Below are 14,926 nucleotides of genomic sequence, written 5' to 3' on the forward strand. Positions count from 1 at the left end.
TCACCTTTCTTCGAGCTTCTCGAGAAATAGCGGGTTACTCAACCTTCCGCGACACGGCCTGACCGTTTAGCGGATTGCGCGAATCAAGTCTTGCTTGGAAGGACCTAAAACTAGCAGCATCGCGCAGCATATCACAGAACGGATATTTGAGATTGGTCGGAATGCCTGCGCGTGCGTTTTGCGCACGCCCCAACGCGACGTAGAAGCCCGCCCGGGAACGTTGCCGTCGTTCGAGTGCCCCGCATCGTCCCTGCCCTCGCCCCGATTTCGCATGCGACGCCGGCATACCGCACCGCGATGGAACGGCCTAAATAAAAAGCCCCCCGTCCAGCCGTACCGGACGAGGGGCTTTGCGGCAAACCCGCGTACTTCGATCTTAGTTGCGCACCTTAGTTGTGCACGTTAGTCGCGCAGATTAATCGACCGCCCCTTCGCGGCTCGCGCGGCGGCGCTCATGTTCCTTCAGATGGCGCTTGCGCAGGCGGATCGACTGCGGCGTGACTTCGACGAGTTCGTCGTCGTCGATGAATTCCACGGCGTATTCGAGCGACATTTGGATCGGCGGCACGAGGCGAACCGCTTCGTCGGTACCCGATGCGCGCACGTTGGTGAGCTGCTTGCCCTTGATCGGATTCACCACGAGATCGTTGTCGCGGCTGTGGATACCGATGATCATCCCTTCGTACAACGCATCGCCCGGCTTCACGAACATGCGGCCGCGATCTTGCAGCTTCCACAGTGCATAGGCCACGGCGGCGCCGTCGTCTTGCGAGATCAGCACGCCGTTGCGACGCTCGCCGAGCGTACCTTCCTTCACCGGCGCGTATTCGTCGAACACGTGGCTCATGAGGCCTGTGCCGCGCGTGAGCGTCATGAATTCGCCCTGAAAGCCGATCAGGCCGCGCGCCGGAATCTTGTATTCGAGGCGCGTGCGGCCGCGGCCGTCGGACGCCATGTCGAGCAGTTCGCCCTTGCGCCGGCCCAGCTCTTCCATGACGCCGCCTTGGTGGCCGTCTTCGACATCGACCGTCAACTGCTCGTACGGCTCGTGCTTTACGCCGTCGATTTCGTGCAGCACGACGCGCGGACGCGACACCGCGAGTTCGTACCCTTCGCGGCGCATGTTTTCGATCAGGATCGTGAGGTGCAACTCGCCGCGGCCCGACACTTCGAACACCGTTTCGTCGCCCGTATCGCGCACGCGCAGCGCCACGTTATGGTTCAGCTCGCGCGTCAACCGATCGCGGATCTGACGGCTCGTGACGAATTTGCCTTCCTTGCCCGCCAGCGGCGACGAATTCACGAGGAAGTTCATCGTCAGCGTCGGCTCGTCCACCGTGATCATCGGCAGCGCTTCGGGCTTCTCGGGCGAACAGATCGTCGCGCCGATGCCGATATCATCGATCCCGTTGATGAGGACGATGTCGCCGGCTTGCGCTTCGTCAACCTGCACGCGATCGAGCCCATGGAACGAGAGCACTTGGTTGATCTTGCGATTGAAGACTTCGCCTTCCGGGCCGAAGCGCAGCGCAACGGGCTGACCCGGCTTGATGCGGCCGCGCGCAACGCGGCCCACGCCGATACGGCCGACATAGGTCGAGTAATCGAGCGACGTGATCTGCAATTGCAGCGGACCGTCCGGATCGGCATCGCGCACAGGCACGTGCTGGAGGATCGCCTCGAACAGGGGACGCATGTCGCCTTCGCGCGCACCGGCATCGAGCGACGCATAGCCGTTCAAGCCCGAAGCGTAGACGATCGGGAAATCGAGCTGCTCTTCGGTGGCACCGAGCTTGTCGAACAGATCGAACGTCTGATTGATGACCCAGTCGATCCGAGCGCCCGGGCGGTCGATCTTGTTGACGACCACGATCGGCTTCAGGCCGAGCGCGAGCGCCTTTTTCGTGACGAAGCGCGTTTGCGGCATCGGGCCTTCGACGGCATCGACGAGCAACAGCACCGAATCGACCATCGAGAGCACGCGCTCCACCTCGCCGCCGAAATCGGCGTGGCCCGGCGTGTCGACGATGTTGATGTGCGTGCCCTCGTATTCGACCGCGCAGTTCTTCGCCAAGATCGTAATGCCACGCTCTTTCTCGATGTCGTTCGAGTCCATCACGCGTTCCGCGATCTGCTGGTTTTCTCGGAACGTGCCCGACTGGCGAAGCAGTTGGTCGACGAGCGTGGTCTTGCCGTGGTCGACGTGGGCAATGATGGCGATGTTGCGTATAGCGCGAGTCATAGGAATAAGGGGCGGTTGCGTGCGCGAAACAGGATGCGACGAATGCCAAAAACGGGTGCGCGCACTTTCTGGGTAACTTGAAATTCTACCACGCGGTTGTGACGACTGCCCGTCGCACAGCGGCCGATCGAGCGAAGATCCGCCGGCATCTGTTGTTTATGCGCCCGTTTATGGGCCCGTTTATGCGCCCGTTTATGGGCCGCCGTTGATGCCCCCTATGCGCCCGTCCCTGCCCGCCAGGCGCATTTCGCCCCGTGCGCCGTCGCGAGCAAGGTCGCGCGGAACCCGTCATAATAGCGATTCGCATTAAGAATTTGCTTAATTACAACGGCAGGCTGACCGACCGATGCTTGCCGGGCTAGGTAACCGCGCCTATAATCATGCCTAGTCAACTATTGCAATCGCACGGAAATCGCCATGACCAAACCGCCCTCGTCGCTGCCGCCCGAGGTGTGCAACTACCAGTTGGACGAAAGCGTGGGCTACCTGATCGCACGGGCGAAGTCGAGCCTGTCGAATCTCGTCACTCAGCGCACGCTCGGCGAACTGGGCATCACGAGCACCCAGGCCAGCATGCTGTTCATGATCGCGAGCGGCCGCTGTTCGCTGGCGGCGGAGCTGGCGCGCGACTACGGGATCGACGCCAGCGCGGTCACTCGGCTGATCGATCGGCTGGAAAAGCGTAATCTGCTGTCGCGAGTGCGCAGTTCCGAGGATCGCCGCGCCGTTCATCTGGCGGTCACCGATGAAGGACGCGAACTCGCCGCGCGGATGCCGAGCATATTCGGCGGTGTCGTCGACAAGGCCCTCGCAGGGTTCACGCCCGAGGAAGTGGGGTTCTTGAAGAGCATGCTTCGGCGGATTCTCGCCAATACCGGCGACCCGGCTGCCGACTAGCGGCGCGGGCACGTTCCGGTTGGCGCAAGTTGGCTGACACGGCAACGAGTTTCGCCCTTCAATCGTAAAAAATAAGTTGCAAAGTCCATGATTACATTGACATCGAAAGGCCGTGCGATGAACTCCTTGCCTGCCACATCTCGCGTTCGAACGGTTCGGGGCGCCATCGCAGGCGCCGTTGCGGTGCTCGTCATGACCGGATGCGCCAATTACGCGGGGATCAAGAGCGACAAGCAAATCGCCTCGGCAAGCAGCCTCGAATCGGCGCAAAGCCTGCCGAACGAGGGCGGCCAGTGGCCGTCGCTCGACTGGGCGGCCCAGTTCGGCGATCCGCAACTGCCCAAGCTCATCGACGAAGCCCTGCAAGGCAATCCGTCGATCGCGCAAGCCCAGGCGCGCATTGCGAAGGCACAGTCGTACATCGAAAGTGCCCGTGCCGGCCTGCTGCCGAAAGTGGAAGGCAGCTACTCGATCACGCGCGAACGGTTTTCCGCGAACGCCCTGTACCCGCCCCCGTTCGGCGGCAATTGGGTCACGGAACATAATGCGCTCGCCAGCGCCTCGTGGGACCTCGATCTTTGGGGCAAGAACCGCGCGCGCGTGAATGCATCGCTCTCCCAGGAAAAAGCGGCCGAGGCCGATATGCAGGAAGCGCGCGTGACGCTGGCGTCGTCGGTTGCGCGCACCTACAACCAGCTCGCTCAGCTCTACGCCCTGCGCGACATCGCGGCGCGCGAGATTCGCAACCGCCAGGAAGTCGGCAAGATCGCGAACGGCCGGGTGGCGGCGGGCCTCGACACGAATGTCGAAAAAGAAACGGCGCGCGGCAATGTCGCCACGAGCCAAGCCAATTTGTCCGACCTCGACGGCCAGATCAAATCGGTGCGCTTTCAGTTGGCCGCGCTGCTGGGCAAAGGGCCCGATCGGGGGCTCGCGATCGCCGACCCCGTGCTCGTGCCCGGCGCTGCTGTGACGTTGCCGTCGAATCTGCCGGCCGATCTCGTTTCGCGGCGCCCCGATATCGTCGCGGCGCGCTGGCAAGTTCAAGCCGCGCTGGCCAACGTCAAGGAAGCGAAAGCCGAGTTCTTCCCCGACATCAACCTGGCGGCAGGCATCGGGCTCGACGCATTCGGATGGAGCCACTTCTTGTTGGCCGCGAGCCGGCAGATGCAGGCGGGGCCGGCGATCCACATCCCGATCTTCGACGCGGGCGCGCTGCGCGCTCAGCTCAAGGGCCGTTACGCCGACTTCGAACTCGACGTGGCGAACTACAACCAGGCATTGATCAACGCGATGTCGGACGTGGCCACGCAGGTCGCCTCGATCCGCGCGATCGACACCGAAATGGGCGACGCCCAGCGCGCGCTCGACGCATCGACCGAGGCATACCGCTTGGCCGTCATTCGCTACAAGGCGGGCCTGTCGCCGCAACTGCAAGTGCTCACGGCCGATAGCAATCGGCTGGCGGCCGAGCAGACCGTCACGAACCTGAAGATGAAGCGTCGCGATCTGCAATTCGCGCTGATTCGCGCGCTCGGCGGCGGCTTCGATGCGCAGAGCGCGGGCGTGGCCGTGCCGGCGTCGGGTGCGCTTGCGGCGACGCCGTCGGCCGGCTGACCGGCATGGCGCAACGTTCCATCAATCGATCAACCCAGCAAGATTCAACGATAGAGCTTCGAGACGACCTCGACTCGAGAAACGGAGAGCATTTCCATGAGCGACACTCAACAAACCGCCGCGAGCGTGCAGTCGCAGAACAATAACAAGCGCAAGCGCTTGATGGCACTGCTCGTCGGCGTCATCGTCGTCGCGGCCGTCGCATACGGCTTGTACTACTTCCTCGATGCGCGCTTTCACGAGGATACCGACGACGCCTACGTGAACGGCAATGTCGTGCAGATCACGCCTCAAGTCACGGGCACCGTCATCGCCGTGAACGCCGACGATACGCAAACGGTCAAGGCCGGCGACTCGCTCGTCGTCCTCGACGGTGCGGATGCGCGCGTCGCGTTGCAACAGGCCGAGGCCAACCTCGCGCAAACGGTGCGGCAAGTGCGAGGCCTATTCGTCAACAACGATCAGTACCAAGCGCAGATTGCGCAACGCGAAGCCGATCTTTCGCGCGCGCAAGACGATTTGCGCCGGCGCCTGACGGTCGCAGCAACGGGCGCGGTCTCGCAGGAGGAAATCTCGCATGCGCGCGATACGGTCAAGGCCGCGCAAGCCGCGCTCGACGCCGCTCAGCAGCAACTCGCCTCTAACCGCGCGTTGACGTCGAACACCACCATCGCCACGCACCCGAACGTGCTCGCCGCTGCCGCCAAGGTGCGCGACGCGTATTTGAACAACGCGCGCAACGTCTTGCCGGCGCCCGTGACCGGCTACGTCGCGAAGCGCACGGTGCAGGTCGGCCAACGTGTCTCGCCGGGTACGCCGTTGATGGCGATCGTGCCGCTGGAATCGGTGTGGGTCGACGCGAACTTCAAGGAAGTGCAGCTCACGCACATGCGCATCGGCCAACCGGTGGAGCTGACAGCCGATATCTACGGCTCGTCCGTCGTCTATCACGGCAAGGTCGTCGGCTTCTCGGCCGGGACCGGTTCCGCGTTCTCGCTGCTGCCCGCGCAAAACGCGACGGGCAACTGGATCAAGGTCGTGCAGCGTCTGCCGGTGCGCGTTGCACTGGACCCGGCCGAGCTGCGCGCGCATCCCTTGCGCATCGGCCTGTCGATGCAAGTCGATGTCGACATCAAGAACGATTCGGGCAACCAGCTCGGCAACGCGCAGAACACCGTCTACCAGACGAACGTGTTCGACAAGTACGGCGACGAAGCCAACGCCGAGATCGCGCGCATCATCGCCGAAAACGCGGGATCGAATGCCGGGCTCGCGCAGCAAAAGCAATCGAGCACCGAAGCGCACACCGTGCGTGGCCAACCCTCCAAGGTCGCGAACAACGGCGCTCGCGGCTGATGCGAGCTTGACGTCGGCAAGGCCAAGACCAAGACCAAGACGCACGCGTATTCACGAAACCACGCAGGACTCGAGATCACCTGAACCATGGCTCAGCCCCAAGCCCCTCACCCGCCGCTTACCGGCGCAGCGCTCGTCGTCGGCACGATCGCCGTCTCGCTCGCCGTGTTCATGAACGTGCTCGACACGTCGATTGCGAACGTGTCGATCCCGACCATCTCGGGCGACCTCGGGGTCTCCTCCGATCAAGGCACCTGGGTCATCACCTCGTTCGCCGTCGCCAACGCGATCTCCGTCCCGCTGACGGGCTGGCTCACCGAACGGCTCGGACAGGTGCGGCTGTTCTTGGCGTCGATTGTGCTGTTCGTGATCTCGTCGTGGATGTGCGGTCTCGCGCCCTCGCTGCCGTTCTTGCTGATGTCGCGCGTGATCCAAGGGGCCGTGGCCGGCCCGATGATCCCGCTGTCGCAAACGCTGCTGCTCGCGAGCTATCCGCGCGCGAAGGCCCCGCTCGCGCTGTCGATGTGGTCGATGACGACGCTGATTGCCCCAGTGGCGGGGCCGATTCTCGGCGGCTGGATCTCGGACAACATCTCGTGGCCCTGGATCTTTTACGTCAACATTCCCGTCGGCATCGTGGCCGCGATCGCCACGTGGGCCATCTTCCGCACACGCGATTCGGCCATCAAGAAGGCGCCGATCGATACGGTCGGACTCGGGCTGCTCGTGATCTGGGTCGGCTCGCTGCAAGTCATGCTCGACAAGGGCAAGGATTTGGATTGGTTTTCTTCGACGACCGTTGTCGTGCTCGGGCTCACCGCCTTGATCGGGTTTGCGTTCTTCGTCGTTTGGGAATTGACGGCCGAGCATCCCGTCGTCGATTTGTCGCTGTTCAAGAAGCGCAATTTCACGGGCGGCACGATTGCGCTCTCGATCGGCTATGGGTTGTACTTCGGCAATCTCGTGCTGTTGCCGCTGTGGCTGCAAACCGATATCGGCTATACCGCCACCGATGCGGGTCTGGTGATGGCACCGGTCGGCCTGTTTGCGATTGCCCTCTCGCCCGTCACCGGCAAATTCTTGCCGCGCACGGATCCGCGCAAAATCGCCACGGCGGCATTCGTCGTATTCGCGCTGTGCTTCTGGATGCGCTCGCGCTACACCACCGGTGTGGATACGTGGTCGCTCGCGATGCCGACGCTCATCCAAGGCATCGCCATGGCCGGGTTCTTTATCCCACTCGTGTCGATTACGTTATCGGGGCTGCCGGGGCAGCGGATCGCGGCGGCATCGGGGTTGTCGAACTTCGTGCGGATCATGTGCGGCGGCATCGGCACGTCGATCTTCACGACGGCTTGGGATCACCGCACGAGCTTTCACCATGCGCAGTTGACCGAGCGTGCGAGCACATTCGATCCGACCTTCGGGCAATCGATGACGCAGCTCGGGTCGATGGGGCTTGATACTTCGCAAGGCTACAGCCTGTTCGATCGGCTCGTGACGCAGCAAGCGGCGCAGCTCGGCGTCAATGACCTGTTCTATATTTCGTCGGTCATTTTCATCGTGCTCATTGCGCTGATTTGGATCACGAAGCCGGAGCGGGCGGGCGGCGGGGATTCGAGCGCGGCGGCTTCGGCGGCGCATTGACCGAAGCGCCCGCAACCGCGATGCACCTAGAGAGACGCCCGGCATGCCGGGCGTTTTCGTTGGTCTGCCGCACGTCGATTGCGCGCAGCGATCGAGCCAGCCGTATCTCGATCTAGGTTTGGGCCGACGTCGCCGCCGTCACGATCAAACGCTCCGGGGCGAGCACACCGTGCTCCGCTCGGGCCACGCCAAGCAACGCACCGTCCTCGCCGCGATAGACGCGCACACGCGTATCCGCACCGGGCGCTTGGGGCGCTAGCGGCGCGGTACGCTCCGGCGGCAAATCGGCCAAGCGCAATCGCTGACCTTGGAGAAAGCGCTTCGCCTCGATCGGGCCCAGCGACACGCTCGGAAACGTCGATAGCAATGCGTCGACAGGCCGCAAGCACGCATCGCGCGCCCCGCTTTCCATCTGTTCGAGCGCGTCGAGCGTGACAGCGTGATCCAGCGTCAGCGCACCGACGCCCGTCCGCCGCAAGGCGACCAGATGCGCCCCGCACCCCAGCGCCGCACCGATATCCTCGGCCAGCGTCCGCACATACGTACCCTTACTGCACGTGACGCGAAACGTCACATCGGGCAGTACAGCACCGAGCAAATCGAGCGCATGAATCGTGACCTCGCGTGCCGCGCGTTCGACGACCTGCCCAGCCCGCGCATATTCGTAGAGCGGTTTGCCGTCGCGCTTGAGCGCCGAATACATCGGCGGCACTTGCGAAATCGGCCCACGAAAACGCACAAGCGCCGCTTCGATCCGGGCAGAGTCCACTTCGACGGGACGCGTTTCAAGCACTTCCCCTTCCGCATCGCCCGTGCTCGTCCGAATGCCAAGACGCATTGTCGCTTCGTAGGTCTTGTCGGCGTCGAGCAAATCCTGCGAGAACTTCGTGGCCTCGCCGAAACACAGCGGCAGCAAACCCGACGCGAGCGGATCGAGCGTTCCCGTATGGCCCGCCTTCTGAGCCAGGAACAGGCGCTTGGCGCGAATCAGCGCATCGTTGCTCGACAGCCCGATGCCCTTGTCGAGCAACAGGACACCGTCGAGTGCGCGTCGCGGTATGCGCGGACGTTGAGGTTGTTTCATCGGATAGCTTGGAATGCGCGAAAGCGAACGCGGGCGCAGCAATGCGCGCCGCGCCGCCGGGATGCGTTCAATCGTCTTTCGCGCGCGTGGCGTTCGCTTCGTCGATCAAGCGCGACATTTCCACCGCCTTCTCGATCGTTTTGTCATAGTGGAAATGCAGCGTGGGCACCGTGTGAATGTGCAAACGCTTAAACAGCAGATTGTGCAAATGCCCGGCTGCATGATTGAGCGCCACTTGCGTGGCCTGCGGATCGCCGGTCAGCGTCGTGAAGTAGACCTTCGCATGCGCATAATCGGGCGTGAGTTCGACGCTTTGGATCGTCACGAGCCCGATGCGCGGGTCTTTCACTTCGCGTGCGATAAGTTCGGACAGATCGCGCTGAATTTGATCGGCGATCTGGACGTTACGGTTGGGAGAGGTACGTTTCTTCGACATGATGAACCCGCCTAGCGCTTTGGGCGCAAAAAACAACGGGGCGGAGGAGGCTTGCCGCCTGCTCCGCCCCGAGCCGCGCGCCTGCGATCAGAGCGTACGCGCGACTTCCGTGACTTCGAACACCTCGAACTGATCGCCTTCGACGATATCGTTGAAGTTCTTGATCGACATGCCGCACTCGAAGCCTTGCTTCACTTCCTTCACGTCGTCCTTGAAGCGCTTGAGCGAATCGAGTTCGCCCGTGAAGATGACGACGTTGTTGCGCAGCACGCGCACCGACGACGAACGCTTGACCACGCCGTCCGTGACCATACAGCCCGCCACCGCGCCGATCTTCGGCACCTTGAAAACCTGGCGCACTTCGACCATGCCCGTGACGACCTCGCGCTTCTCCGGCGCGAGCATGCCCGACATTGCCGCTTTCACCTCATCCACAGCGTCATAGATGATGTTGTAGTAGCGAATATCGATGCCGTTCGTTTCGGCAAGCTTGCGCGCCTGAGCATCCGCACGCGTGTTGAAGCCGATGATGACCGCCTTCGATGCCGTCGCCAGGTTGACATCCGACTCGCTGATGCCACCGACGGCGCCGTGCACGATCTGTACGCGCACTTCGTCGGTCGACAGCTTCTGCAGCGACTGCACCAGCGCTTCTTGCGAACCTTGCACGTCGGCCTTGACGATGAGCGGCAGCGTCTGCACTTCGCCCTCGCCCATCTGCTCGAGCATGCTTTCGAGCTTGGCGGCTTGCTGCTTCGCCAGCTTGACGTCGCGGAACTTGCCCTGACGGAACAGCGCGATTTCGCGCGCCTTGCGCTCGTCCGGCAAGACGATGACTTCCTCGCCTGCAGCTGGCACTTCCGACAAACCTTGAATCTCGACCGGAATCGACGGACCGGCTTCCTTCGTGGCCTTGCCCGTTTCGTCGAGCATGGCGCGCACGCGGCCATAGGCGCTGCCGGCCAGCACGACGTCGCCGCGCGAAAGCGTACCCGACTGCACCAGAATCGTTGCCACCGGGCCCTTACCCTTATCGAGCTTCGCTTCGATGACGAGACCCTTCGCGGGTGCCGCCACCGGCGCCGTCAATTCGAGCACTTCGGCTTGCAGCAGGACGTTCTCGAGCAGATCGTCGATGCCCGCGCCCGTCTTCGCCGACACAGGCACGAACGGCGAATCGCCACCGTACTCTTCCGGCACGACGCTTTCGGCCACCAATTCCTGCTTGACGCGGTCGGGGTTCGCCTCGGGCTTGTCGATCTTGTTGATCGCTACGACGATGGGCACGCCACCCGCCTTCGCGTGGGCAATCGCTTCCTTCGTCTGCGGCATCACGCCGTCGTCGGCCGCCACCACGAGAATCACGATGTCGGTGGCCTTCGCACCGCGCGCACGCATCGCCGTAAACGCTTCGTGACCCGGCGTATCGAGGAACGTGATGACGCCGCGCGGCGTTTCGACGTGGTATGCGCCGATGTGCTGCGTAATGCCGCCCGCTTCGCCCGCCGCCACTTTCGCGCGACGGATGTAGTCGAGCAGCGATGTCTTGCCGTGGTCGACGTGGCCCATGACCGTCACGACCGGCGGACGCGGCAGTTGCTCGGCATCGGAGGCTTCGCCTTCGACGAGCAGCGCTTCCGGATCGTCGAGCTTGGCCGCGACCGCACGATGGCCGAGTTCTTCGACGATGATCATCGCCGTTTCCTGATCGAGCATCTGATTGATCGTGACCATCTGGCCGAGCTTCATCATCACCTTGATGACTTCCGAAGCCTTCACCGACATCTTGTGGGCGAGGTCGGCCACCGTGATCGTTTCGGGCACGTGCACTTCGCGCACGATCGGTTCGGTCGGCGCTTGGAACGACGTGGCATCCTGATGCTTGCCGCGCCCCTTCGGGCCGCCGCGCCAGCCGCGATCGACGCCGCCGCTCGAATCGCCACGCGTCTTGATCCCGCGACGCTTCGCGGCGTCGTCTTGCCAGCCGCCCTTGCCGCCTTGCTTCTTCTTATCGGCCGCACCGGGCGCCGAAGCAGGTTGCGTGGTGGAAGGCGCAGCCGCGCCGGCCGCCGGCTTGCGCGCAGCCGGACGCGGCGATTCGCCGGCCGGGCGCACGGGCTTGTGCAGCGTGCCCTTCGCTTCGGCCGCCTTGGCGGGCTCGGCCGCCTTCGGCGCCGGCGCCGGTTCCGGCGCCTTCACCTGCGCCTTGCGCGGCGTGTTCATCATCTCGCGGATCGCGCGTGCTTCGGCCTCGGCCTTTTCACGGCGCTTGCGAATTTCTTCCTGCTCGGCGCGCGTCTTCTCGGCGGCTTCGCGTGCCGCATCCTCGGCCTTCTTGGCCGCTTCGCGCTGCGCCGCGCGTTCGGCGGCGGCACGCTCGTCCTCGACGGCCTGGCGCTCTTCCTGCTCGCGGGCGGCTGCCTCGGCATGCTGTTGCGCCGCGGCCTCGGCGTGCTTCTTCGCCGCCTCTTCCTCGGCACGCCGGCGCTCGGCTTCCGCCGCGCTTTCGCGCGCTTGGCGCTCGGCTTCCTCGCGCTCGAGCCGTTCCTGGCGCTCGCGCAATTCCTGTGCTTGCTGCTCGAGCAACTCCGCTTCGCGGCGCGCTTCTTCCTCGCGGCGCTGCAACTCGGCGCTGTCGTCCTCGGCCTCGGGAGCGTGCCCGGCGTCGGCCACGCCTTCGCCCGCTTCGTCTCGTTTCACGAATACACGTTTCTTGCGCACTTCGACCTGAATGGTGCGAGCCTTGCCCGTCGCGTCGGATTGCTTGATCTCCGACGTGTGCCGTCGAGTCAGCGTGATCTTGCGCTTGTCGGTATCGGCCGAGCCGTGCGACTTACGCAAATGATCGAGCAGACGCGCCTTGTCCGCTTCGGACAAAGCATCGTCCTCGCTCGCTTTCTGGACACCCGCCGCCTGAAGCTGCTCGAGCAGCACCCCGGCTGGCATTTTCAGTTCAGCGGCAAATTGGGCTACGTTGTTACTCGCCATTCATTCCTCTTAATGCAAGGACCGATTCCTTGCGGTTAACATCGGGTCATGCGATCTAGCGATCGCGGTCGTATCAGTGCGCCATGGTCATTCACTCACTGGAACCAGTGTTCACGTGCTTTCATGATCAACGCCTTCGCGGCTTCCTCTTCCATTCCGGTCATATCGACCAATTCGTCGACGGCTAGCTCGGCCAGTTCGTCGCGCGTTTGAATCTGATGCTCGGCGAGCTTCGCCAGCAGGTCGGCATCCATTCCGTCGAGGCTCTTCAGATCGAGCGCAACGCCCTCGACCTTTTCCTCGTTCGCGATCGCCATCGTGAGCAGCGCGTCGCGCGAGCGATTGCGCAGCTCGTGAACGGTGTCTTCGTCGAACGCCTCGATTTCGAGCATCTCGTTGAGCGGCACGTAGGCGATCTCTTCGAGGCTCGTGAAGCCTTCGTCGATGAGGATGTCGGCCACTTCCTCGTCGACGTCGAGCCGCGCCATGAACAAGTCGCGCAACACGCCGCGTTCTTGGTTCTGCTTCTGCGCCGACTCGTCGGGCGTCATGATATTGATCTGCCAGCCCGTCAATTCGCTGGCGAGACGCACGTTCTGACCGCTGCGGCCGATAGCGACGGCCAGCTCGCTTTCGTCGACGACGACATCCATCGAATGCTTTTCTTCATCGACGACGATCGACTGGACCGCGGCCGGCGCAAGCGCGCCGATCACGAACTGGGCAGGGTCTTCGGACCATAGCACGATGTCGACGTTTTCGCCGCCGAGTTCGTTGCGGACTGCTTGCACGCGCGAACCGCGAATGCCCACGCAGGTACCGATCGGATCGATGCGCTTGTCGTAGGCCACCACGCCGATTTTCGCGCGCACACCGGGATCGCGCGCCGCCGCCTTGATTTCGAGCAGACCTTGTTCGATCTCGGGCACTTCCATTTCGAACAGCTTCATGAGGAACTCGGGCGCCGTGCGCGAGAGTTCGATCTGCGGGCCGCGCGCCGTGCGATCGACCTTGCCGATATAAGCACGCACGCGATCGCCCACGCGCAGGTTTTCCTTCGGAATCAGCTGATCGCGACGCAGCAGCGCCTCGACACGACCCGATTCGACGATGAAGTTACCCTTGTCCAGACGCTTGACCGTGCCGGTCATGATCTTTTCGCCGCGCTCGAGAAAATCGTTCAGGATCTGCTCGCGCTCGGCATCGCGCACCTTTTGCAAGATGACTTGCTTGGCGGCCTGCGCACCGATGCGGCCGAATTCGATCGACGGAATCGGCTCTTCGATGTATTGGTCGATTTCGATCTCGGGCTCTTGCTCGCGCGCTTCGAACAGCAGAATTTCTTGATCCGGCTCTTGCAGGCCGGCTTCGTCCGGCACGACGCGCCAGCGGCGGTACGTTTCGTGTTCGCCCGATTCCCGATCGATATGCACGCGAATGTCCACGTCTTCTTCGAACAGCTTCTTGGTGGCCGAAGCAAGAGCCGCTTCGAGTGCAGCGAACACCACATCTTTATTGACGTTCTTTTCGCGGGCCAGCGCATCGACCAGCATCAGTACTTCGCGACTCATTGTTTCCGGCTCCTAAAGTCTACGTGCGGGACCAGGCGTGCGCGGTCCATGTCCGCGAGCGTGAAATCGAGCATCGCGGCGCCTTCCTTCCCAACAAATTCCAAACCGATCGTTTCGCCGTTCGGCGCATGCAGGATGCCCCGGTACGTCTTGCGCCCGTCCAACGGCTTTTTCAAAGTCACGACCGCCTCGCTGCCGGCGAAGCGCGAGAAGTCCGCCAATTTCTTGAGCGGACGATCGAGCCCCGGCGACGATACTTCGAGCCGTTCGTAGTCGATGTTCTCAACAGTCAGAACGTGCTGGAGCTGACGCGTGACTTTTTCGCAATCCTCGATCGCGATGCCGGCGGGCTGGTCGATATAAATACACAGCATGCCGCGCCCGGTGCGCTCGAGGTCCACGAGCTCGTAGCCCATGCTCGAGACCGTGGTTTCTATCAGTTCCGTCAGTTGCACATTGCCCTCTAAGGTGTTCGCGCTCGCGCGTTTCACCCACGGGGCCGCGCGCCACGCCATGCCGGCGCGCGAAATGGTGCTGCTGGCCGAGATGCCGAACCGTTACCGCCAAAAAAAAATGGGCGAAACGCCCATCATCTTCTTACCGGTGGTCGCACCTGAGCCGCGCAACAAAGCCGCACGCCCAGCGACTTTGTAAGTTTAGCATTTTTCACGGCGTGTTGCAAAGCAGCGCCTGCGTGAAAGCGCCGGCGCTGGGGCCGCGTACGCGGCGAAGCGTCCGCGCGGACTCGGACGAAGGGCCGAGCCGCACACGGGCGGCACGCCGCGCGAGGCCCCTCCCGTTAGCGACCGCGCGAACGACCGCGCGGCGCGGGTCCTTGCCCGCCGCCGCCGCTGCCGCGGTTGCCGCCGCCCGTCCGGTTGCCACCGCCCGTCCGGTTACCGCCGGGCGCACGATTGCCGTTCGCGTTGCCGTTCGCATTGCCGCCACCGAACGCGCGCTTGCCGCCGGTAGCCGAGGGCGCTCGGTTGCCGTCGACGTCGCGGCCAGGCCGGCCCTTTTGGCCGCCGCCGGCACCGCCGCCCGCACCACCGCCGGCGCCGCTCCGGCCGCGGTTGCCATAGCCGCCG

11 protein-coding genes and 1 pseudogene are annotated in these 14,926 nt (G+C 63.5%); 5 read left to right on the forward strand and 7 right to left on the reverse strand.

Annotation, left to right across the window (positions count from 1 at the left end):
• Positions 1-415: 415 nt before the first annotated feature.
• A complete protein-coding gene (typA, locus tag ACTHN9_RS03215) occupies positions 416-2,242 on the reverse strand; it encodes a translational GTPase TypA (RefSeq protein WP_440535308.1) in 1,827 nt (608 codons plus the stop codon).
• Between the two features lie 417 nt (positions 2,243-2,659).
• Here typA and ACTHN9_RS03220 point away from each other — a divergent pair, with 417 nt between their 5' ends.
• From ACTHN9_RS03220 to ACTHN9_RS03235, 4 genes are all read left to right on the forward strand, one after another.
• Entirely contained in the window at positions 2,660-3,139 is a 480-nt protein-coding gene (locus tag ACTHN9_RS03220; RefSeq protein ID WP_440535309.1) for a MarR family winged helix-turn-helix transcriptional regulator, read from the forward strand.
• Between the two features lie 117 nt (positions 3,140-3,256).
• On the forward strand, positions 3,257-4,756 hold the full coding sequence (locus tag ACTHN9_RS03225) for an efflux transporter outer membrane subunit (RefSeq protein ID WP_440535310.1): 1,500 nt from the start codon (positions 3,257-3,259) through the stop codon (positions 4,754-4,756).
• A gap of 96 nt (positions 4,757-4,852) precedes the next feature.
• Positions 4,853-6,112: an HlyD family secretion protein gene (locus ACTHN9_RS03230; RefSeq protein ID WP_440535311.1), complete on the forward strand. Its 1,260-nt coding sequence runs from the start codon at positions 4,853-4,855 to the stop codon at positions 6,110-6,112.
• 87 nt (positions 6,113-6,199) lie between these two features.
• A complete protein-coding gene (locus ACTHN9_RS03235; RefSeq protein WP_440535312.1) occupies positions 6,200-7,759 on the forward strand; it encodes a DHA2 family efflux MFS transporter permease subunit in 1,560 nt (519 codons plus the stop codon).
• Between the two features lie 112 nt (positions 7,760-7,871).
• Here the strand turns inward: ACTHN9_RS03235 and truB are convergent, their stop codons facing one another.
• From truB to rimP, 5 genes are all read right to left on the reverse strand, one after another.
• Positions 7,872-8,843 (reverse strand): tRNA pseudouridine(55) synthase TruB, encoded by a 972-nt coding sequence (truB, locus tag ACTHN9_RS03240; RefSeq protein WP_440535313.1) that lies wholly within the window; start codon positions 8,841-8,843, stop codon positions 7,872-7,874.
• A gap of 67 nt (positions 8,844-8,910) precedes the next feature.
• A complete protein-coding gene (rbfA, locus tag ACTHN9_RS03245; protein WP_115535193.1) occupies positions 8,911-9,279 on the reverse strand; it encodes a 30S ribosome-binding factor RbfA in 369 nt (122 codons plus the stop codon).
• Positions 9,280-9,366: 87 nt separating this feature from the next.
• Positions 9,367-12,267, reverse strand: a complete 2,901-nt coding sequence (gene infB / locus ACTHN9_RS03250) for a translation initiation factor IF-2 (protein WP_440535314.1) — start codon at positions 12,265-12,267, stop codon at positions 9,367-9,369.
• Between the two features lie 95 nt (positions 12,268-12,362).
• Positions 12,363-13,838, reverse strand: coding sequence for a transcription termination factor NusA (nusA, locus tag ACTHN9_RS03255; RefSeq protein ID WP_440535315.1), 1,476 nt, complete (start codon positions 13,836-13,838; stop codon positions 12,363-12,365).
• Positions 13,835-14,293 carry a ribosome maturation factor RimP gene (gene rimP / locus ACTHN9_RS03260; RefSeq protein ID WP_440535316.1) on the reverse strand — a complete coding sequence of 153 codons (459 nt, stop codon included), beginning with the start codon at positions 14,291-14,293 and terminating at the stop codon, positions 13,835-13,837. The genes nusA and rimP overlap by 4 nt, the downstream gene beginning before the upstream one ends.
• Between rimP and ACTHN9_RS03265 the strand changes: the two genes are divergently transcribed.
• Positions 14,253-14,492, forward strand: coding sequence for a hypothetical protein (locus ACTHN9_RS03265; protein ID WP_440535317.1), 240 nt, complete (start codon positions 14,253-14,255; stop codon positions 14,490-14,492). The two genes, rimP and ACTHN9_RS03265, sit on opposite strands and share 41 nt — an antisense overlap.
• Positions 14,493-14,637: 145 nt before the next feature.
• On the opposite strand, the pseudogene ACTHN9_RS03270 reads toward ACTHN9_RS03265, so the two are convergent.
• Positions 14,638-14,926 (reverse strand): annotated as a pseudogene (locus ACTHN9_RS03270) (23S rRNA pseudouridylate synthase B); the annotation flags it as partial.

This window comes from Trinickia sp. (assembly GCF_051953405.1).
Lineage (GTDB): Bacteria > Pseudomonadota > Gammaproteobacteria > Burkholderiales > Burkholderiaceae > Trinickia.

Coding starts and splice junctions, on each gene's coding strand:
- ACTHN9_RS03235 (WP_440535312.1), top strand. CDS start 6,200: ATGGCTCAGCCCCAAGCCCCTCACCCGCCGCTTACCGGCGCAGCGCTC.
- ACTHN9_RS03230 (WP_440535311.1), top strand. CDS start 4,853: ATGAGCGACACTCAACAAACCGCCGCGAGCGTGCAGTCGCAGAACAAT.
- ACTHN9_RS03220 (WP_440535309.1), top strand. CDS start 2,660: ATGACCAAACCGCCCTCGTCGCTGCCGCCCGAGGTGTGCAACTACCAG.
- typA (WP_440535308.1), bottom strand. CDS start 2,242: ATGACTCGCGCTATACGCAACATCGCCATCATTGCCCACGTCGACCAC.
- nusA (WP_440535315.1), bottom strand. CDS start 13,838: ATGAGTCGCGAAGTACTGATGCTGGTCGATGCGCTGGCCCGCGAAAAG.
- ACTHN9_RS03265 (WP_440535317.1), top strand. CDS start 14,253: ATGCTCGAGACCGTGGTTTCTATCAGTTCCGTCAGTTGCACATTGCCC.
- rbfA (WP_115535193.1), bottom strand. CDS start 9,279: ATGTCGAAGAAACGTACCTCTCCCAACCGTAACGTCCAGATCGCCGAT.
- truB (WP_440535313.1), bottom strand. CDS start 8,843: ATGAAACAACCTCAACGTCCGCGCATACCGCGACGCGCACTCGACGGT.
- ACTHN9_RS03225 (WP_440535310.1), top strand. CDS start 3,257: ATGAACTCCTTGCCTGCCACATCTCGCGTTCGAACGGTTCGGGGCGCC.
- infB (WP_440535314.1), bottom strand. CDS start 12,267: ATGGCGAGTAACAACGTAGCCCAATTTGCCGCTGAACTGAAAATGCCA.